The 19538-nt window shown below is 70.7% G+C and carries 13 protein-coding genes; 7 read left to right on the top strand and 6 right to left on the bottom strand.

The window, feature by feature from the left end; translation table 11 throughout:
• Positions 1–33: 33 nt before the first annotated feature.
• Positions 34–1791 (top strand): glycoside hydrolase family 13 protein, encoded by a 1758-nt coding sequence (locus IXW69_RS00320; RefSeq protein WP_194784407.1) that lies wholly within the window; start codon positions 34–36, stop codon positions 1789–1791.
• 33 nt (positions 1792–1824) lie between these two features.
• Positions 1825–2841, top strand: a complete 1017-nt coding sequence (locus IXW69_RS00315) for a LacI family DNA-binding transcriptional regulator (RefSeq protein ID WP_194784406.1) — start codon at positions 1825–1827, stop codon at positions 2839–2841.
• 28 nt (positions 2842–2869) lie between these two features.
• On the opposite strand, the gene IXW69_RS00310 is transcribed toward IXW69_RS00315, so the two are convergent.
• From IXW69_RS00310 to IXW69_RS00300, 3 genes are read right to left on the bottom strand one after another with little or no spacing between them, the layout of a single operon-like run.
• A complete protein-coding gene (locus IXW69_RS00310; RefSeq protein WP_194784405.1) occupies positions 2870–3694 on the bottom strand; it encodes an SDR family oxidoreductase in 825 nt (274 codons plus the stop codon).
• A 10-nt stretch (positions 3695–3704) separates the two neighbouring features.
• Positions 3705–6227, bottom strand: coding sequence for a glycoside hydrolase family 31 protein (locus IXW69_RS00305; RefSeq protein ID WP_194784404.1), 2523 nt, complete (start codon positions 6225–6227; stop codon positions 3705–3707).
• A gap of 27 nt (positions 6228–6254) precedes the next feature.
• Positions 6255–7385 carry an ROK family transcriptional regulator gene (locus IXW69_RS00300; RefSeq protein WP_323745084.1) on the bottom strand — a complete coding sequence of 377 codons (1131 nt, stop codon included), beginning with the start codon at positions 7383–7385 and terminating at the stop codon, positions 6255–6257.
• A 134-nt stretch (positions 7386–7519) separates the two neighbouring features.
• Between IXW69_RS00300 and IXW69_RS00295 the strand changes: the two genes are divergently transcribed.
• The 3 genes from IXW69_RS00295 to IXW69_RS00285 are packed head-to-tail and all read left to right on the top strand — an operon-like array spanning position 7520 to position 10674.
• Positions 7520–8791, top strand: coding sequence for an ABC transporter substrate-binding protein (locus IXW69_RS00295; RefSeq protein ID WP_194784403.1), 1272 nt, complete (start codon positions 7520–7522; stop codon positions 8789–8791).
• A 17-nt stretch (positions 8792–8808) separates the two neighbouring features.
• Positions 8809–9729 (top strand): carbohydrate ABC transporter permease, encoded by a 921-nt coding sequence (locus IXW69_RS00290; RefSeq protein WP_194784402.1) that lies wholly within the window; start codon positions 8809–8811, stop codon positions 9727–9729.
• Between the two features lie 6 nt (positions 9730–9735).
• On the top strand, positions 9736–10674 hold the full coding sequence (locus IXW69_RS00285) for a carbohydrate ABC transporter permease (RefSeq protein WP_194784401.1): 939 nt from the start codon (positions 9736–9738) through the stop codon (positions 10672–10674).
• A gap of 130 nt (positions 10675–10804) precedes the next feature.
• Here IXW69_RS00285 and IXW69_RS00280 read toward each other — a convergent pair whose 3' ends face one another.
• Complete coding sequence (locus tag IXW69_RS00280) at positions 10805–12199, bottom strand: NAD-dependent succinate-semialdehyde dehydrogenase (protein WP_194784400.1); 1395 nt, start codon at positions 12197–12199, stop codon at positions 10805–10807.
• A 220-nt stretch (positions 12200–12419) separates the two neighbouring features.
• Here IXW69_RS00280 and IXW69_RS00275 point away from each other — a divergent pair, with 220 nt between their 5' ends.
• Positions 12420–14303, top strand: coding sequence for an alpha-glucosidase (locus IXW69_RS00275; protein WP_194784399.1), 1884 nt, complete (start codon positions 12420–12422; stop codon positions 14301–14303).
• Positions 14304–14339: 36 nt separating this feature from the next.
• Here the strand turns inward: IXW69_RS00275 and IXW69_RS00270 are convergent, their stop codons facing one another.
• Positions 14340–15665, bottom strand: coding sequence for a chloride channel protein (locus IXW69_RS00270; protein WP_228524385.1), 1326 nt, complete (start codon positions 15663–15665; stop codon positions 14340–14342).
• A gap of 106 nt (positions 15666–15771) precedes the next feature.
• Complete coding sequence (locus tag IXW69_RS00265) at positions 15772–18144, bottom strand: 6-phosphofructokinase (RefSeq protein WP_194784579.1); 2373 nt, start codon at positions 18142–18144, stop codon at positions 15772–15774.
• 205 nt (positions 18145–18349) lie between these two features.
• Here IXW69_RS00265 and sucC point away from each other — a divergent pair, with 205 nt between their 5' ends.
• A complete protein-coding gene (gene sucC, locus IXW69_RS00260; RefSeq protein ID WP_194784398.1) occupies positions 18350–19534 on the top strand; it encodes an ADP-forming succinate--CoA ligase subunit beta in 1185 nt (394 codons plus the stop codon).
• The last annotated feature ends 4 nt before the right edge of the window (positions 19535–19538 follow it).

Here is a 19538-nt window from a genome sequence, read left to right as displayed (position 1 = left end):
GCCTCTCGTCCTCGTGACAAGGAAGTCACCTCCATGAGCATCCCGACTGTCCCCGCCCATCGTCATGACACCGGTGCCTGGTGTCGAGACGCCGTCATCTACCAGGTCTATCCGCGCTCCTTCGCCGACTCGGACGGTGATGGTGTCGGAGACCTCGCTGGGATCACTGCCCACCTCGATCACCTTGCCGAGCTCGGTGTGGACGCGGTGTGGCTCTCCCCCTTCTACCCCTCACCCCAGGTCGATGCGGGCTACGACGTCTCCGACTACTTCGACGTCGAGCCCGAGCTGGGAACGCTCGACGACTTCGACGCCCTCGTCGCACGGGCCCATGCGCTGGGCCTGCGAGTCGTCATCGACCTCGTCCCCAACCACACCTCCGACCAGCACCCGTGGTTCGCCAAGGCGCTCGCTGCCGGGCCCGAGTCTCCCGAGCGCGACCCCTATATGTTCCGCTACAGCGAGGACGGTACCCCGAACAACTGGGGAAGCCTCTTCGGCGGCTCTGCCTGGGAGCCCGTCGAGCCGCTCACAGGCAGGGCGGAGGACCGAGGGTGGTGGTACCTGCACCTCTTTGCACCGGAGCAGCCCGACCTCAACTGGGACGATGAGGGCGTCCACGAGATGTTCCGCGACTTCCTCAGGTTCTGGGTGGTCGATCACGGAGTCGACGGTTTCCGCGTCGACGTCGCGCACGGCCTCGTCAAGGCGCCCGGCCTGCCCGATGACGCCGTCGGCCCCGACCGGTGGGGCGTCGAGGCTTCGAGCTCCCCGGCGGAAGGCGCAGAGCCTGCCGCGACCGATACCACTGATCACGGCCCCAAGCCCCCTGACTCAGGTCCCGCCTTCGACCAGCCCGGCGTCCACGACGTCTACCGCGAGTGGCGCCGAGTGCTCAACGGGATCCGTCCCGATGTCCTCCTCGTCGCTGAGGCATGGGTGGGCCCGCCGTCCCACGCCGCGCTCTACGTCCGTGAGGACGAGATGAGCCAGGCGTTCAACTTCGACTACCTCAGGGCTCCCTGGAACGCCGACGCCGTCCGCCGCGTCATCGAGACCTCGCTGGAGGAGAACGGCGCCGTCGGAGCCCCGACGACGTGGGCGCTCTCCAACCACGACGTCGTCCGGCACGCGACCCGCTTCGGCTACGCACCGGGTACGCGCACTGACGCGGGCATCGGTCCGGGAGACCCGCAGCCCGACCACGAGCTGGGCCTGCGTCGGGCTCGCGCCGCCACGCTGTTCATGCTCGGGCTGCCTGGTGGCGCCTACCTCTACCAGGGCGAGGAGCTCGGCCTCCCCGAGCACACGACGATGCCCGACGAGGCACGCCAGGACCCGACCTGGCTGCGGACCGGGCACAAGGTGCGAGGCCGCGACGGCTGTCGCGTGCCCCTGCCCTGGACGGCGGACGGCCCGAGCCTCGGCTTCGGGCCGAACGGAAGCACCTGGCTGCCCCAGCCCGCGGAGTGGGCGTTCCTCGCCCCGGAGGTCCAGGCGAGCGATCCGGACTCGCCCCTGGCCCTGTACCGCCGCGCTCTCGCCGTCCGGCGTGAGCGCGGCCTCGGCCGCGGCACCGCTGAGATCCTGAACGACGTGCCTGACATGGCCCTCGCCATCAGGAACGGAAGCACTCTCCTCGCCCTCAACTTCGGGGACACGGCTGTTGAGCTCGACGTCGTCGGCACCGTCCTCGTGCGCTCCAGTGACGCAGCCTCCGGTGACACGGTCGAGCGGCTCCGTCTCGAGCCCTGCGCGGCGCAGTGGCTCGCGCTTCAGGCCGACGAGTGACCCGGCGGTCCGGGACAGGGATGAGGTGACTCGATGGCGGTGACGCGTGCGGACGTCGCGAGGCTCGCTGGGGTGTCCCCTTCGACCGTGACCTACGTGCTCACGGGGCGCAGACCGGTGAGCGCGCTGACCAAGCAGCGCGTCCGTCGTGCCGTCACCGAGCTCGGGTACCACCCCGACCGGAGCGCCTCGGCCCTGGCGTCGCGCAAGATCTCGACCGTCGGCGTCCTGCTTCGTCTCGATCGCTCGGCTATCGAGTCGGACGACCTGAGCTACATCGACGGAGTGCGTGAGGCGGTGGCCGCGGAAGGCATCCAGGTGGTCGTCCCCATGAGCTTGCGCCACGACGGCGACGAGGGCCTGCGCGAGCTCGTCCGCTCCCGATCCGTCGACGCGGCGGTGCTCATGGACGTCGCGCCACTCGACGAGCGCGAGCGGCTCCTCCTCGCCGAAGGCGTGCCGACGACCCTCATCGGGACCTCGGGAACCCCAGAGGGCGCTCCTGGCATCGACGCGGACTTCGAGGCCATGGCGCTGCTCGCGGTCGAGCACCTCACCGTCCTCGGGCATCGCCGCGTGCTCCTGCTCTCACGTCTGGCCGGGGCCGAGCCCGCCAACGCCTACCCGGCTCAGGTCCGTGCCGTGCAGACGGCGGCGAGGGGCTGCGGCGTCGAGCTCTTCCACCGGTCAGTGCCGGATGACCCGATCGCAGGGGCCGCCCTTCTCGAGGGCGGCGGGCTCATCGGTGACTGCACCGCCGTGCTCTCGAACAATCCGTGGGCGCTCACCGGCCTCGTGGCTGCTGCGCGGGCCGTGGGGCTGGCCGTTCCGGCTGACCTCTCCGTGGCCTCCCTCGGTGTCATGATCCCGAACTCGGTCACCGCCTCGCCCGTGACCGAGTTCGGCGTCGACACGTTCGGTCTGGGGCGGCGAGCCGGCGAGCTCCTCCTTGCGCTGGGTTCCAGCCGGGCTCCGCACGGCATCGTGCTCGAGCCTCCGCTCATCACGGACCGGGGGACCACCGGGTCGGTCCGCTCCGTCCCCGGTTGAGACCTGGCTGCGGGCGTGCCGCCGGGGCTCAGCGCCGGAAGCCACCCTCGGTGCTGATGACCTGTCCCGTCACCCATCGGGCCTCGTCTGAGAGCAGCCAGCAGATGAGGCGTGCCGGGTCGTCGGGCGTGCTGAGGCGCCCGGCGGGGAAGGAGGAACGCACCGCGTCCCGCAGCGCGTCATCCATGTACCCCGTGTCCACCGGACCGGGGTTGACGGTGTTGAGCCGGATCCCGCGGCTCGCGAGGCCGTCCGCGAGAGTCGGCGTGATACCGGCGAGCGCGGCCTTCGACGTGCTGTAGGCGATCTCATCGGGCATGGGGCCCAGTCCCTGGCCCGAGGTCATGAGCACGACCGCCCCCGAGAGCTCCCGGCACGCCGACGGCTCGAAGACCTCGGCGAAGGTCTGCACGAGGAGCAGGGAGCCTCGAGCGTTGACGCGCCAGTGCAGGTCGAGATCCTCTGGAGCGATGCTCTCGAGCCTGCCGTCATGACCCGAGGCGGCGTGGTTGCACACGAGGCCGTCCAAGCCCCCGAGCCCCTCGCACGCCGTCTCCACGACGCGCCGCGGCTGGGCCGCGTCAGCGAGGTCCGCGCTCAGGTCAACGAGCTCCGCGCCTGGCACGAGGTGAGCCCTCACTCCCTCGATGACTGCGTCGAGAGCGTCGGCGCCCCACGCCTGGGCGGCGTCGTGAGGTGAGAAGTGGTGCACAGCGACTGAGGCCCCAAGATCCGCCGCACGGCACGAGATGGCGTACCCGATGCCGCGGCGTCGGCTCACTCCGGTGACGAGGACGCGCCGCCCCTCCAGGGGACGCGGTCGAACCGAGGTGGCCTGGCCCGAGGCGCTCATGGTCGGCACCTCACACGACCTCGGCGACGGCGGCCAGGACGGCGTCGGGCAGCCCGCAGGCGCGCAGCGCGCCGAGGAGCGCACCGCCGCGCAGCCCCGAGGTGACGGCCTCCCACGCGCGGTCCTTGGCCGCGTACTCGACCTCGACCGGTTCGAGGATCCTGAAGACCTCGTCCTCGAGGGCCGGCGTCCGCGTGCGCACGCCCGTGAGTCCGACCCGCACGGGGCCGTCAGTCAGACGCATGGTTCCCAGGCTCACGTCGAGCCCACGGCCGAGCGTGAACCCGTCGCCCTCGCGGCGTTCGATCCGGGCCGGGGCACCGGTGGACCCGGCCCCGGACACGGTCACCGCGGCATCGTCGCCGGTGCCGCCGACGGACAGCAGGTGCAGCGTGACCTCGCGCTCCGCCGGGACGACGCCGTCGGCACCCTCCTGAGCGATCTCGAGGGAGGCGGTGCCGGCCTCGTCGTCCCAGGTGAGATCGAAGCGTGTCCTGACGACGCCCTCGTCGCCGGGCTCGGCCGAGCCGTCGTCCTCCTCGAGGACCGCCGTGCCGTCGGCGCCCGGCACGATGACGAGCCCGAGCGCGCGGGGGTTGGCTCCGGCCGCCTCGGAGAGGTCGTCGGCGACGGTGATGATCGAGCCTGCGCGGGCGAGGACCGGGAGCTGGTCCAGCGGGCGCGAGAGGCTGACCTCGCTGCCGCCCTCGGCCGGCACCGCGTAGCGGCGACCGGTGGGCAGGTCGAACCAGGTGCCCCGGGGCAGCCAGGCGTCCTCGCGGGCCAGGCCGCTCGTTCGGTCCGCCTGGTGCGTGACGGGTACGACGAGCAGGTCGCCGAAGAGGAGCTCAGCACGGTGGCCGTAGGCGCCGGGCTGCTGGGGATGGTCGTGGTAGACGGGGCGGACGGGTCCGACGCCGTCCGTGTGCGCGAGGCGCGACCACGTGTAGAGGTAGGGCACGAGGCGGTGGCGCAGGCGCAGGTGAGCCTCCATCGTGGCCCGCGCGTCGCGCGAGTAGCGCCACGGCTCCTTTGAGTTGAAGGGCGACTTCGAGGAGTGCAACCGGTTGACGGGGGAGAAGCAGCCCAGCTGGACCCAGCGGGCCGCCAGCTCGGAGTCCTTGACACCGAACATGTGCCCGCCGATGTCGTTGGACCACCAGTAGTAGCCGATGTTGGCGGCCGTGGCCGTGAACTCGGGCTGGAAGCGCAGGGAGTCCCAGGTGACGATCGTGTCGCCGGAGAAGCCGACTGGCGTGCGGTGGCTCGAGGCGTCGGCGAAGCGCGAGAAGGTGACGGGACGGCGCCGGTAGCTCTCGGTGCTGCCGTCGTCCGCGGTCCGGGTGCGCTCGCGGCCCGAGTCGAGATAGTGCACGTGGTTGAGCATCCACAGCGGGTCGAGTCCAGGAACGTCTGTGGTGCCGCCCTGCTGCCAGTCGAGCCACCAGAAGTCGACGCCCTCGGCCTCGAGGGGGTGGTGGGCGTGCTCGAGGTAGGCGGCCGTGAACTCCTTGTCCCCGATGTTGAAGGGAATCTCCTCGCCCGAGCGCGGGTCGCGGCCCAGCGCCCGCATCATGGGGCCGTACGCCTCCTCGTGACGCCGGATGCCGGCTGCCGGGTGAAGGTTGAGGGAGGTCAGCATCCCGCGCTTGTGGAGGCCGTCGAGGAAGGCCTTGGGATCCGGGAAGAGCTTGCGGTCCCAGGTGTAACCGGTCCAGCCGTTGCCGATGGCGGGGTCGATGTCCACCAGGTGCCAGTCCATGTCGATGACGGCGACGGAGAAGGGGAGGCCCTCCTGGGCGAAGCGGTCCATGAGCTCGAGGTACTCGTCCGCGGTGTAGGCGTGGTAGCGGCTCCACCAGTTGCCCAGCAGCGCACGAGGGATCAGCGGGGTCGGCCCGGTGAGCGCGAAGAAGTCGCGCAGGGCCCCGTGGTAGTCCTGCCCGTAGCCGAAGAGGTAGAGGTCCTCGTCCGTGGTGGAGCCGTCCACCGGGCTCGTGCCAGGACGCGGGCGCACCCACTCGTCCTCGTCGACGAGCAGCGAGCCCGAGTCGTCGATGACGGCGATGCCGCCCATGGCGAGGAGGCCCGGTCCCAGGACGGCGCGGCCGTCGACCTCGTCAAGGGTGCGGCAGGTCCCACCCAGGTTGGACGGGAACTTCTCCGCGGGGTCCCAGGTGTCACCGTGGTGCCAGGTGCCGCCGTGGGGGTTGAGGACACTCGTGCGCAGGCTGACCTGCAGGCCGGAGCGCGAGAAGCCGCGCGAGGGCTGGTACGTGAGGTGCAGATGCTCCGTGATGACCTCGACGCGGTTCTCGCCGCGCACCACGCGGAACTCCGGGACGGGCCCGAGGCCGCGGTTGACGACGAGCTGCGTCGCGGCGTCGACGAAGCGGTCGCCCTCGGCGGACTCCATCCGGATGAGCCGGTCGGTCAGGACGGTGAAGCGGTACCCGGGGCCCGAGACCACGGCGTCGGCCGGTGCGGGGGCGAGGCGGGGCTCGGAGGCGGCGTGCGACAACGGAGAGGCCATGCGTCCAGGCTAGCCGGGCCCGGGACGTCACAACCGCCCGGCGACCCTCTCGCGCAGCGCGAGGACGGCGGCGCCGCGCGCCCACTCGACGCGGTCGTGCTCGCGCACGGTGACGCGGAGCGGTCGGGCGCTCGGTCGTCGGACGGCCGAGACCCCGCCCATGACGTGGTCCTCGAGGAGGGCGGCGAGGTCGGCTCGCTCGCCGGCGACGACGACCTGCTCGGTGAGGGTCAGCGCTGCGACCATGCCGATGAGCCGACCGAGCCTGCGCGCGAAGGAGGCGCAGACGGTGACGGCGGCGGCGTCGCCCTCTCGGGCGAGCTCGACGACGCGGTGGGCGGTGGCGCGCTCGCGACCCTCGGCCTCCCAGGCGCGCTCGAGGGCCGCGCTCGTGAGGCACTCCATGGCGGGTGCGGCGTGCGGCGGACGGTCGCCGTCGGGGACCGGGACGTTGGAGATGAGGCCGAGCTGCGCGTCGGCGCTCGTGACGACCTCGCCGCCGATGACGAGGCCGTAGCCGATTCCGGTGCCCGTGGTGAGCAGCGCGAAGCGGTCGGTCTGCGTGCCGGCACCGAACCACGCCTCGAGGCCGGTGAGAGCGACGAGGTCGTTCCCGACGGTGGCGGGGACGCCGAGACGCTCTTCGGTGAGCTTCGCGAGGGGCACGCCGTGCCACCCGTAGAAGCCGGCGTCGTCGACGACGCGGCCGTCCGTCGTCGAGCCGCCGAGGGCCAGGCCGGCGCACGCGGGGTGCACGTCGTCGGAGACGGCTGCTGCTGCCTCGGCGACGGCGTCGAGAACCGCGTCGGGGGAGTGCCCCGGGAGCTCGACGCGGCTGCTCGCGACGACGTCGGCGCGCAGGTCGGTGAGGACCGCCGTGACGGCGCGGTTGGACAGGGCGAGGCCGAGGACGTGCTCGGCCTCCGCCCTCAGCTCGAGCGGCGACTGGGGGCGACCGGTCCCCGCGACGCGCTCGGTGGAAGTGGTGAGCAGGCCGGCCTCGATGAGGGGCGTGGTGAGGCGTGTGACCGAGCCGGGGGAGATGCCGACGATCTCCATGAGCCGGGTGCGCGGGAGACGACCGGAGCGGAGGAGCGCCAGGACGATCTCGCGCTGGGTTCCCGTGAGGTCGGTCCAGGGAGAGGCGGGGGTGGGCACCGCGCCATCATGCACCGTCGCGCGGCGCCGCGGCGGGAAGTTGCCAAAGCGTTTCTTTCGACGCAAAATATTCGCGGGCCGAGCCCATCCGGACCGCCCATCCCCATCTCACGCAAGGACGCACGGGAGTCCCCATGACAGCACTGAGCAGACGCTCCTTCCTCGCCACCTCGGCGGGGATCGCGGCGCTCGCCGCCGCCGGCGGCACGCTCGCCGGATGCTCATCCGGCGACGACGGCAAGGTCCACCTCGAGCTCTTCCAGTTCAAGAGCGAGGCCATCGACCTGTTCACCAAGATCTGCGACGAGTTCAACGCGGCGAACCCCGACATCGTCGTCACGCAGAACTTCCAGACCGACAACGTCACCGCGCTGCGGGCCCGTCTCGTCAAGGGCGACATGCCCGACATGATGACGATCAACGGTGACTACAACTACGGCGCACTCGCCCGCACGGGCATCTTCCGAGACTTCACGGACTCGGGTCTCCTTGACGGCGTCAACCCGACGATGGCCAACATCCTCAACACGCTCGGTACCGGCAAGGAGGGGCAGACCAACGGCGTCGCCTTCGCCGACAACGGCTCGGGGATCATCTACAACAAGGACATCTTCGACAAGGCCGACGTCGAGCCCCCGACCACCTGGTCCCAGCTCATCGAGGTCTGCGAGGAGCTCGAGAAGCAGGGCATCAACCCCTTCTACTGGGCCACCAAGGACAACTGGACCGGCGCCCCCGCCTTCTCCAGCCTCTCCGGTGACTTCCTCACCGACGGCGTCGCCGCCTGGTACGACAAGCGGCGCGAGATCGGCAACGGCATGAGCTTCAAGGAGCTCACGCCCGTCTTCGAGAAGATGCACCAGGCCTACCAGTACGGGAACCCCAACAAGGCCGGACTCGGCTACAACGACGGGAACCAGGGCTTCGCCCAGGGCAAGGGCGCCATGTACTGGCACGGCACCTACGCCATCCCGGCGATCCGCTCCTACAACAAGGACATCAACCTCGGCACCTTCGCCACCCCGGCCGACGACCCCAAGGACACCAAGGTGGTCTCCGGCGTCGACGTCGCACTCACGATGGGCACGGACCCGGCGCACCCCGAGGAGAGCATGAGGTTCTTCAAGTACCTCATGGCCAAGGCCAACATGAAGGCCTACTGCGACGAGCAGGTCGCCTACCCCACGCTCACCACCCTGTCGGCCACGGACCCCGCCCTCGCGGGCCTCCAGCCCTACTTCGACGACGAGCGGCTCGCGACCTACTCCGACCACAACTTCCCGCCGGCGATCACGCTCAACGCCTACATCCAGCAGTACTTCTTCGACGGCGACCTCGACAAGCTCATCACGACCCTGGACACGCAGTGGAACAAGGTCGTCAAGCGCATCAACGAGACGTCCTGAGAGCGCGGAGGCAACCCATGACCACGACCACGGCCGCCAAGCGGTCCGCCGAGCGCGAGCGCCGCGCTCAGAACAAGCCCAAGCCGATCGACAAGGCCTACGTGTGGATGATCGTCCCCGCGGCCCTCGTCTTCACCGTCCTGCTCACGATCCCCCTGCTGACCGGCTTCTTCTACACCTTCACCAACTTCCAGGGCTACGGCTCCTGGCACTTCGTGGGGCTGACGAACTACAAGAACCTGTTCCAGGACGACATCATCTGGGGCTCGTACGTCTTCACCTTCAAGTACGCCATCGTCGCCTCGATCCTCACCAACATCATCTCGCTGGGCCTGGCGCTCATGCTGAACTCCAAGCTCAAGGCTCAGAGCTTCTTCCGCGGGATCTTCTTCATCCCGTACATCCTCCCGGTGCTGGTGGTGTCCTACATCTTCAGCTACCTGTTCACGAACAACCTCCCCCTCATCGGGGAGAAGCTCGGCTGGGAGTGGCTGAGCACCTCGCTGCTCGCCAACGAGAACCTCGCCTGGCTCGCCATCGTCCTCGTCGGCGTGTGGCAGGCCGTCGCCTACAACACGATCATCTACCTGGCGGGACTTCAGACGGTCCCCGACGAGATCTACGAGGCCTCGGCCATCGACGGCGCCGGCCCGGTCCGCCGCCTGTGGTCGATGACCCTGCCGATGATCATCCCGTACCTCGGCATCAACATGGTCCTGTCCTTCAAGAACTTCCTGGGCGTCTTCGACCAGATCGTCGCCCTGACCTCCGGAGGCCCGGGCACGGCCACCCAGTCGATCTCCTACCTCATCTTCAAGAACGGCTTCCAGGGCGGCGAGTACTCCTACCAGACGGCGAACGGCATCATCTACTTCCTCATCGTGGTGCTCCTGTCCTTCGCCCAGCTCCGCTTCACCCAGAGCCAGGAAAGGGTCTGATCCGCGATGACCGCAGCAGCTCCCGCATCCCCCGACGCCTCCGTCAGCGCCACCGGCACCATCGCCGACGGCGCCCGCCCGCCCGCCGACGAGAGGACCTACCGGACGCGCCGGCACTCACGCCACACCTTCGGCCGGACGAACTGGTGGACGACCGTCCTCGCCGTCGTCCTCAGCCTCACGATCCTCGTGCCGCTCTACTTCACCGTCGTCACAGCCTTCAAGACGCCGGAGCAGCTGGCAGCCTCTGGCTGGGGCCTGCCCGACTCCTGGAGCCTCGACAACTTCCGCTCCGCCTGGGAGATGACCTCCTACCCCAAGCGCGTCCTCACGAGCTCGATCATCACCGTCGGCGCGACCGTCTTCACCATCCTGTCCAACTCGATGGTGTCCTACGCGCTCGCCCGCAACATGCACCGCCGCTGGGTCAAGGCGATGTACTACTACATAGTCGCCGCGCTCTTCGTCCCCTTCCCGATCATCATGCTGCCGGTGGTCAAGGAGACGGCCCTGCTCCACATCGACAACGAGGCGGGCCTCATTCTCCTCTACGTCGTCTACGGCCTGGCCTTCAACATCCTCATGTACACCTCCTTCATCAAGTCGATCCCGGAGGAGCTCGAGGAGGCCGCCGCCATCGACGGCGCGAGCCGCTGGGGCATCTTCTGGAAGGTGATCTTCCCGCTGCTGTCCCCGATGAACGCCACGGTCGGCATCCTCACCTGCCTGTGGGCGTGGAACGACTTCCTGCTGCCGCTGGTCATCCTCACCGACCAGTCGAAGGCCACGCTGCCGCTCGCGCAGTACGTCTTCCAGGGGCAGTTCAACACGAACTACCCGGTGTCCTTCGCCTCCTACCTCATGGCGATCGCCCCGATGTTCCTCGTGTACGTCATCGCCCAGCGCTGGGTCATCTCCGGCGTCATGCGCGGCTCGCAGAAGTGAACCGCCGAGGGACCGTGCCGCCGGCCCGGTCGCGCTGAACGCCGTCGCCCCCGGAACCGAGTGGTTCCGGGGGCGACGGCGTTCAGCGCGGAGGCGAGGCGCCGCCCGACGACGGCGCCTGGCCCGCCCGTCAGAAGAACTCGCCGTCGATGTCGGCGACGGCGACGACCTTCTGGTTCGTGAACTCGGTGAGGCCCAGCTCGGTGAGCTCGCGGCCGTAGCCGGAGCGCTTGACCCCGCCGAAGGGGATGTCCGCGGCGACGCCGGTGGGCTGGTTGATGAAGACCATGCCGGTGTCGATGCGCCGAGCGAGCTCCTGGGCCCGGCGCACGTCGGAGGAGTAGATCGAGCCGCCCAGTCCGTAGGGCGAGTTGTTGGCGATGCGCACTGCGTCGTCGTCGTCCTTGGCGCGGTAGACCTGCGAGACGGGGCCGAAGAACTCCGTCTGGGACGTCCTCGAGTCCGCCGGGATGTCAGTGAGGATCGTCGGCTGGAAGAAGGAGCCCTCCTGCGGGACCGGCTCGCCGACCTCCTCGACGGTGACGCCCTCCTCGCGGGCGCGCGCCACGAGCTCCGCGAGCTCGTCCGCCGCGGACTGCGAGGACAGCGGCGGCAGGGTGGTCGAGGAGTCCATCGGGTCACCCGGCTTGAGCGTGGCGACCTTCGCCCGGTACTTCTCGAGAAACTCGTCGTAGAGGGAGTCGGCGATGATCATGCGCTTGCAGGAGGTGCAGACCTGGCCGCCGTTCCAGTGACGTCCGAGAAGCGCCCAGTCGACGACCTTGTCGAGGTCGGCGTCGTCCAGGACGATGAACGCGTCCGAGCCGCCGAGCTCGAGGGTCGACTTCTTGAGGTTCTTCGCGGCTTCCTGGGCGACGGCGGCGCCGGCGCCCTCGGAGCCGGTGAGGGCAACGCCGCGCACGCGCTCGTCGGCGAGGATCTGCTCGTTGGACTCGTGGGAGGCGAAGACGTTGACGAGGAGGCCCTCGGGACCGCCCGCCTCCTTGAAGAGCTCCTCCATCTTGAGAGCCGACTGCGGCACGATCGAGGCGTGCTTGAGCACGAGGGTGTTGCCCGCGCTCAGCTGGGGCGCGGAGACGCGGATGACCTGGTAGAAGGGGAAGTTCCACGGCTCGACGGCGTAGATGACGCCCTGGGGCTCGTGGACGACGACGACGTCCATGTCGCCGTAGCCCTTGGCCGCGACGGGCCTGGGGGCGAGGAGCTCGGCGGCGTGGTCGACGTAGTACCGCAGGATGTTCGCGCACAGGGCGACCTCACCCTCGGCCTCGTCGATCGTCTTGCCCATCTCGAGGGTGAGGACCTCGGCGTACTCTCGGGTGTTCTCCTCGAGGATGTCGGCGGCCTTGGAGAGGACGGCGACGCGGTCCTCCACCGGGGTGTCCCTCCAGGTGGCGAAGGCGGCGTCGGCCTTGGCGATCGCGGCGTCGATCTCCGCCTCCGTGGCGGTCTCGAAGGTCTTGACGACCTCGCCGGTGTACGGGTTCGTGGTCTGGTATCCCATGACTCTCTTCCTTGACGCGTGGGGCGTGACGCCGCTCACCGTAGACCCGTCCTCGGGCGCGCGGACAAACGGCCGGGGCGATTTCTCGCGCTGCGATACGGGGCCCTGACGGCGCCGCGCGACGCCGTCGGCCTTGAAGCCCGGTAAGGCACTGCGGTAGGACGGTGCCGCGCCCCGTGCGCCGACGAAGCCGCCGACCGCCCACCAGCAGGAGCACCCCGTGACCACGACCCCGGTCAACCCGTCCGCCTCGCCCGCACCGCTCATAGTCTCCCCGCGCCACGCGGGGGAGGACCCCGAGTGGTGGCGCCGCGCCGTCGTCTACCAGGTCTACCCGCGCTCCTTCCAGGACACCGACGGCGACGGCCTCGGCGACGTCCGCGGCATCACGAGCCGCCTCGACCACCTCGACTCCCTCGGCGTCGACGTCGTCTGGCTCAGCCCCGTCTACCGCTCCCCGCAGGACGACAACGGCTACGACATCGCCGACTACGAGGACGTCGACCCGATGTTCGGCACCCTCGCCGACCTCGACGAGCTCATCGCCGGGCTCCACGCCCGCGGCATGCGCCTCGTCATGGACCTCGTCGTCAACCACACGAGCGACGAGCACGCCTGGTTCCGCGCCTCCCGCTCCTCCAAGGACGACCCGAAGCGCGACTGGTACATCTGGCGCCCCGCCCGTGAGGTCGAGGGGCTTGAGCCCGGGCAGCCCGGCACGGAGCCGACCAACTGGGGCTCCGCCTTCTCAGGCTCGGCCTGGCAGTGGGACGAGGCCACCCACGAGTACTTTCTCCACCTGTTCTCCCCCAAGCAGCCCGACCTCAACTGGGAGAACCCCGAGGTGCGGCAGGCCGTGTACGCCTTCATGAACCGCTGGGTGGACCGCGGCGTCGACGGCTTCCGCATGGACGTCATCAACCTCATCTCCAAGACCTACCCGCTCGCTGACGGCCCCAAGGGGGAGGGCGACCTTCACGGCTCGGGCTTCGTCGCGGTCGCCAACGGGCCCCGGGTCCACGAGTTCCTGCACGAGATGAACGAGGCCGTCTTCGCGCCGCGCGAGGCCCACGTCATCACCGTGGGCGAGACCCCCGGCGTCACCCGGGACGAGGCGGCGCTGTTCACCGACCCTGCCCGCGCCGAGGTCGACATGGTCTTCCAGTTCGAGCACGTCGACCTCGCGGACGGCCCTCACGGCAAGTTCGACCCGGTGGCGGTGGACCGCGTCGTCCTCAAGAAGAATCTCGCCGACTGGCAGGCGGCCCTGGCGCCGCACACGGACGAGGCCGGTGCCGTGACCGAGGAGAAGGGCTGGAACTCCCTCTACTGGGACAACCACGACCAGCCCCGGGCGGTCTCCCGCTTCGGTGACGACGACCCCGCCTGGCGCGAGCTCTCCGCGAAGACCCTCGCCTCGATCCTCCACGCGCACCGCGGCACGCCCTACGTCTACCAGGGGGAGGAGCTCGGCCAGACGAACACGGTCTTCACCTCGATCGACGACTTCCGCGACCTCGAGTCCGTCAACCACTTCCACGAGCGCGTCGGCGTCGGGGACGACCCTGCCGCGGTCCTCGACGGCCTCAAGCCGAACTCGCGCGACAACGCCCGTACCCCTGTCCAGTGGGACGCCACCGAGAACGCGGGCTTCACCACCGGTACCCCGTGGATCGACGTCGCTCCCAACGCCGCTGACATCAACGCCGCCGCCCAGGTGGGCGTGCCGGGCAGCGTCTTCGAGCACTACCGGGCGCTCATCAGCCTGCGCCACTCGGACGACGCCCTGGCCCTGGGCACCTTCCGCCTCCTCGACGCCGAGGACCCCGGTTCATGGGTCATCCTGCGCGAGCACCTGACGGCCGACGGCGGTCGCGAGCAGCTGCTCCTCGTCGCCTCCTGCAGCCGGGACGGTCTCGACACCGGCGAGGGCTCCGCGCTGCGCGGTCGTCTCGCTGCCGAGGGGCTCGACCTGGCGGAGTGGACGAGCGCGCAGCGGCTCCTCGTCGCGAGCCTGCCCTCCGGCGAGGCGGCCGCGTCGGGGACCGGTCTCCCCGAGCACCTGGACGGCTGGGACTCGGTGCTCCTGCGACGCAGCCTCTGACCGGGCCGGGACGCGGGGCGTCGACCAGCGAGGACGTCAGGCCCGGTGCAGGCGGGCATCCGCCCGCCGGCCGGGCAGCCAGGTCGTGACGGCGACCGCGCCCGTCGTCCCGATGAGCAGGACCGGCAGGAGCCAGAGGGGCGCGTGCGGGAGCTCCCAGATGAAGAGCGCCGCGAAGACCGGAGCCTTCTGGGTCACCGCGAGGACGACCCCGCCGCCGAGGACGGCCATGGCGGCCACGGACACGTCCGCGCCCGCGAGGTGCGCGAGCCCCGCGAGCGCCGCACCGACCGAGGACCCGAGGGCGAAGGACGGCGCGAGCAGACCGCCCGTCGCACCGGCGCCCAGGGTCGCGCCCGTGAGCAGGGGCTTGAGGACGATGACGCCGGCGAGCGCCACGAGCGCCGTCCCGGTGGGCGGGCTCGTGAGTGCCGCCTGGAAGGCGTCCTTGCCGTTGCCCGGAAGCTCGGCGAGCCACAGCGAGGTTGTGCCCGTGAGGAGACCCGCCCCGCCGATCGCGAGTGGCAGGGTCCACGAGTCCGGGAGCCTGTGAGCCTTGAACCAGCCCCACAGGCTTCGAGCGCCCCAGCCCGCGAGCGCGGCCGTCGGGATGACGACGACCGCGGCGAGGAGGTCGGCGCCCGCCAGAGGCGCCCGCGGCATCGACAGGCTCGCGGCGGCGTGCGAGTGGAGCCACGACACGACGGTGGCGAGCACCGAGATGACGACGGCGAGGGCGGGGGCGCGCACGCCCCGGCCGGCCCGGGTGGAGGCCAGCATGACGATCTCGACGGCGTAGGCGGCACCGCCGAGCGGTGCGTTGTACATGGCGGCCAGGCCCGCGCCCGCGGCGGAGGCGACGAGGACCGGGACCCACTCGACGTCGACACGCAGTGCCAGCGAGACGCGGGAGGCGACGGCTCCGGCCGCGAGCCTCGGGGCGCCCTCGCGGCCCACCGAGTTGCCTGAGCCGACGGTGAGGACCTGGAGGACGGCGTCGGCGAAGGGACGCAGGATCCCCATGCGGCGGGCGGAGTCGAGTGAGGTGTCCTCGACGGTCCGCTCGACGGTCACGACGCCGCCGGTGGCGCGCTCCCACCACCACAGCGATCCCGCGACGAGCCCACCGGCCGCGGGCGCGAGGACGCGGCGCCACGTGGCGGCCTCCGTGACGCGCTGCGGCAGGGAGCCGTCCCGCACGCCGTAGAAGAGCCACTCGAAGCCCTCGAGGAGGTACGCCATCGAGATGCCGATGAGGCCTGCGGCCACGCCGCTCAGGAGGATCGTCAGGCTGAGCCGCCACCACTGGCCCGGGGCGGGGGAGGGAGCGCCGCAAGCGGCGGGACGGGACGTGCTCATCATGCTCGACGGTACCGGCGGCGGATCCGGGGCAGGGGCCGAGGCACTCGGGCCCAGCCGGCTCAGCGGACCCCGCCTCCGGGGCCCGCTGTCGGCCCGGTGCCCGGGCTCAGGCGCGTGCGGCCCGCTCCGCCTGGGTGCGGGTCGGTCCGAAGGCCGGAAGGTCCTCGGGCGCGAGCACCCCCCCCTCCTGGCTCACGAGCGAGATGGCGTCCCGGAGCCCCGTCCACCACTGCTCGCGCGGACGGCGGTTGACCAGGTCGAGCTCCTCGTTCATGCGCTCGAGGGGGTGGTGCGTGATGCGGCCCTCGACGAGGCCGACGTAGCTCGAGTGGAACGTCCCGGCGTCGAGCTGGTCCGAGAGGAGCCGCAGAGCGTGAGAGACGAGCTTCGTCGCCATGATGCGGTCGAAGGGGGTGGGGTCGCCGCCCTGCTGGACGTGGCCGACGATCGCCTCGCGCACGTCGTAGAGCCCGTGTCCCTCCTCCGTGAAGATCTTGGCGAGGACGTCCGTCGTGTAGCCCTCGCTCGCCCGCTCGTTGCGGACCACGAGGTAGAGCTTGCGGCCCGATCGGAAGGACGTGACCATCCGCTCGGAGTCCGCGGCCAGCTCCGAGAGCGTGATGCCGTCCTCGTGGAGGTACACCTTCTCCGCGCCGGCCGCCAGGCCGCTCATGAGAGACAGGTACCCGCACCGGCGTCCCATGACCTCCGCGACGAAGCAGCGGTGCGAGGCCGCGCCGGACTGCTTGATCGCGTCGAGGGAGGTCACGGCGTTGTTGAGCGCCGTGTCAGCGCCGATGCTCAGCTCGGAGCCGGGCAGGTTGTTGTCGATCGAGGCGGGCACGCACACGATGGGGACGTTGAAGGCGGGGTAGCGGTCGCGCTCGCGCACGAGGAGGTTCGAGGCCAGGTAGGCGTTGAAGCCGCCGATGACGAGGAGCCCGTCGATGCCGTGGGACTCGATGGAGCGGCCCAGCGCGTACAGCTGCTCGACGGTGGGGACCTCGCGGCGCGTGCCGAGCTCGGCGCCGCCGTCGCCGACCCAGCCCTCGACGTCGTCCCACGACAGCTCGCGGACGTCCCCGTCGAGCAGGCCCTGGAAGCCGCCGTTGACGCCGAGCATGGTGAAGTCGTGGTCGAGCCCGAGGCGCACGGCCGCGCGGGCCGCCGTGTTCATGCCCGGGGCGAGGCCGCCCGCGTGGACGATCGCGATGCGCCGCGAGCGCGCGGGCGAGTCGTCGTCCGCCTCCGCACGGTGGTGCAGCTCGCCGATGGCGGCCGGGTCGAGCACCGGGGGAGTGGACATGGTCTCGAAGAGCTCGAGCATCTGCCCGAAGCTCGCGCCGCGCGCCTCGATGGCGCCCTCGTAGTCGCCGTCCTCGACGAGCTTGGCGACGGCGCGCGTGCGACCGATGTGCTCCATCATCGGCAGCCGGTGGATGCGGTTGTGACGCTCCGCGATGATGACGGGCTCGTCCTCGGGGCGGGCCAGCATGACCTCGCGGGCGGCCGCGCAGCCCAGCAGGGTCGACATCCAGCGGTCGTAGGCGCTGGGCCGACCGCCACGCTGCACGTGGCCCAGGATCGTGACGCGGGGCTGCTCGCCGAGCCGCTCCTCGATGATCTGACGGACGTCGTCGGCCGTGATGCGGTTGCCGGCGCGGTCGGTCGCCCCCTCCGCGACGATGACCATGGACTCGCGGCGCCCGGCTTCGCGGCCGGTGCGGAGCTTGAGGCACATGTCCTCCTCCCAGCCCTCGGCGGGCGGGAGCTCGGGGACGAGGACGTAGTCGCAGCCGCCGGCGACGGCGGCCATGAGGGCGAGGTAGCCGCAGTGGCGGCCCATGACCTCGACGACGAAGGTGCGCTGGTGGCTCGCCGCCGTGGAGGAGATGTCGTCGATGGCCTCGAGGATGCGGTGGAGGGCGGAGTCGGTGCCGATCGTCATGTCCGCTCCGACGAGGTCGTTGTCGATCGACCCCACGAGCCCCGTGACCATGAGCTGGGGATGGGCCTGCGCCGTCTCGGGGGTGATGCGCCCGGTGTCCGCGAGCTCGGCCACGAGCCCCGGCCAGTTCTTGCGGAACTCGTTGGTACCGGTGAGGGAGCCGTCGCCGCCGATGACGACGAGGCGGTCGATGCCGTGCTCCAGCAGGTTCGCGGCGGCCTCGAGCTGCCCGGCGCGCTCGCGGAACTCGGCGCAGCGGGCGGTGCCGATGATGGTGCCGCCCTTGTGGAGGATGGAGCCGACGGAGTCCCACTCGAGGGGGCGGATCCCGTCCCCGCCCTTGACCGCTCCGGACCATCCCTCCATGACGGCGTAGGGCTGGGCGCCCGCGCGCAGCGCCGTGCGCACCACGGCACGGACGGCGGCGTTCATGCCCTGGGCGTCGCCGCCGGAGGTGAGGATGCCGACGCGCACCCTCTCGGCGGGGCTCGTCTCGACGTTGCGGTTCTCGGGTCGGTCCTCGACTGCCATGACGTCCTTCCAGGTCGCGCGGGTCTTCCGGGCTATTGTCGTCGACGGCGCGAGCCGCGTCACCTCTCGCAGGGTGAACACGCGGAGACTCGTCCGGGTCCTTCGTCCTCACTGTGTCCTGGGTCGCGTTAGGCTCGGTCGCGGACACACGCCCAGCCCCGGGAACGACGACGCCCCCGGACACGATCCTGGAAGGACGATCTGGATGGACCTGTATGAGTACCAGGCACGAGACCTGTTCAGGAAGCACGGCGTCCCCGTGCTCGGAGGCGGCACCGCCACCACGCCTGAGCAGGCGCACGAGGTCGCCACGGACATGTTCGCCCACGGCTCCTCCCTCGTCGTCGTCAAGGCCCAGGTCAAGACCGGCGGCCGCGGCAAGGCCGGCGGCGTCAAGCTCGCGCGCGGCGCCGACGAGGCCCGCGACGCCGCGGAGAAGATCCTCGGCATGGACATCAAGGGGCACACGGTCCGCACCGTCCTCATCGCCGACGGCGCTGAGATCGCCTCCGAGTTCTACTTCTCGATCCTCCTGGACCGCGCCGAGAGGCGCTACCTCGCCATGTGCTCCAAGGAGGGCGGCATGGAGATCGAGACGCTCGCCAAGGAGCGCCCCGAGGCCCTCGCCCGCGTCGCCATCGACCCGCTCGTCGGCGTCACCACCGAGGTCGCCACCCAGATCGTCGAGGCCGCCGGCTTCGAGGCCGGCCCCGTCGCCACGGGCGTCGCCTCGGCCATCATCCAGCTGTGGGAGGTCTTCCAGGAGGAGGACGCCACCCTCGTCGAGGTCAACCCCCTCGTCGCCACCCCGGAGGGGACCGTCCTCGCGGTCGACGGCAAGGTCTCCCTCGACGACAACTCCCGCTTCCGCCACCCCGAGCACACCGACCTCAAGGACACCACCGAGGCCGACCCGCTCGAGACCCGCGCCAAGGAGGCCGGGCTCAACTACGTCCGCCTCGAGGGCGAGGTCGGCGTGCTCGGCAACGGTGCCGGCCTGGTCATGTCCACCCTCGACGTCGTCGCAGGCGCCGGCGAGCGCCACGGCGGGATGCGCCCGGCGAACTTCCTCGACCTCGGAGGCGGCTCCTCCGCGGAGGTCATGGCCACCGGCCTCGAGGTCGTCGCCTCCGACCCGCAGGTCCGCGCCATCCTCGTCAACGTCTTCGGCGGCATCACCTCCTGCGACACCGTCGCGAACGGCATCGTCACCGCCGTCGGCACGCTCGAGGACTTCGACAAGCCCATCGTCGTCCGGCTGGACGGCAACAACGCCGCGCTGGGTCGCCAGATCCTCGCGGACGCCAACATCGACGGCGTCACCGTCGTCCCCACCATGGACGGCGCCGCCGACGTCGTCACCGAGATCGCCGAGAAGCTGGGAGCCTGAGTCC

This window comes from Actinomyces haliotis (genome assembly GCF_015355765.1).
Lineage (GTDB): Bacteria > Actinomycetota > Actinomycetes > Actinomycetales > Actinomycetaceae > Actinomyces > Actinomyces haliotis.
Note: the sequence above shows the minus strand (reverse complement) of the source record. Positions and strands in the feature narration are given on the sequence as shown.

Excerpts from the sequence above, each read along its gene's own strand:
- sucC (WP_194784398.1), top strand. The coding sequence starts at position 18,350 with ATGGACCTGTATGAGTACCAGGCACGAGACCTGTTCAGGAAGCACGGC.
- IXW69_RS00310 (WP_194784405.1), bottom strand. The coding sequence starts at position 3,694 with ATGAGCGCCTCGGGCCAGGCCACCTCGGTTCGACCGCGTCCCCTGGAG.
- IXW69_RS00295 (WP_194784403.1), top strand. The coding sequence starts at position 7,520 with ATGACAGCACTGAGCAGACGCTCCTTCCTCGCCACCTCGGCGGGGATC.
- IXW69_RS00280 (WP_194784400.1), bottom strand. The coding sequence starts at position 12,199 with ATGGGATACCAGACCACGAACCCGTACACCGGCGAGGTCGTCAAGACC.
- IXW69_RS00290 (WP_194784402.1), top strand. The coding sequence starts at position 8,809 with ATGACCACGACCACGGCCGCCAAGCGGTCCGCCGAGCGCGAGCGCCGC.
- IXW69_RS00305 (WP_194784404.1), bottom strand. The coding sequence starts at position 6,227 with ATGGCCTCTCCGTTGTCGCACGCCGCCTCCGAGCCCCGCCTCGCCCCC.
- IXW69_RS00265 (WP_194784579.1), bottom strand. The coding sequence starts at position 18,144 with ATGGCAGTCGAGGACCGACCCGAGAACCGCAACGTCGAGACGAGCCCC.
- IXW69_RS00320 (WP_194784407.1), top strand. The coding sequence starts at position 34 with ATGAGCATCCCGACTGTCCCCGCCCATCGTCATGACACCGGTGCCTGG.
- IXW69_RS00285 (WP_194784401.1), top strand. The coding sequence starts at position 9,736 with ATGACCGCAGCAGCTCCCGCATCCCCCGACGCCTCCGTCAGCGCCACC.
- IXW69_RS00315 (WP_194784406.1), top strand. The coding sequence starts at position 1,825 with ATGGCGGTGACGCGTGCGGACGTCGCGAGGCTCGCTGGGGTGTCCCCT.
- IXW69_RS00270 (WP_228524385.1), bottom strand. The coding sequence starts at position 15,665 with ATGATGAGCACGTCCCGTCCCGCCGCTTGCGGCGCTCCCTCCCCCGCC.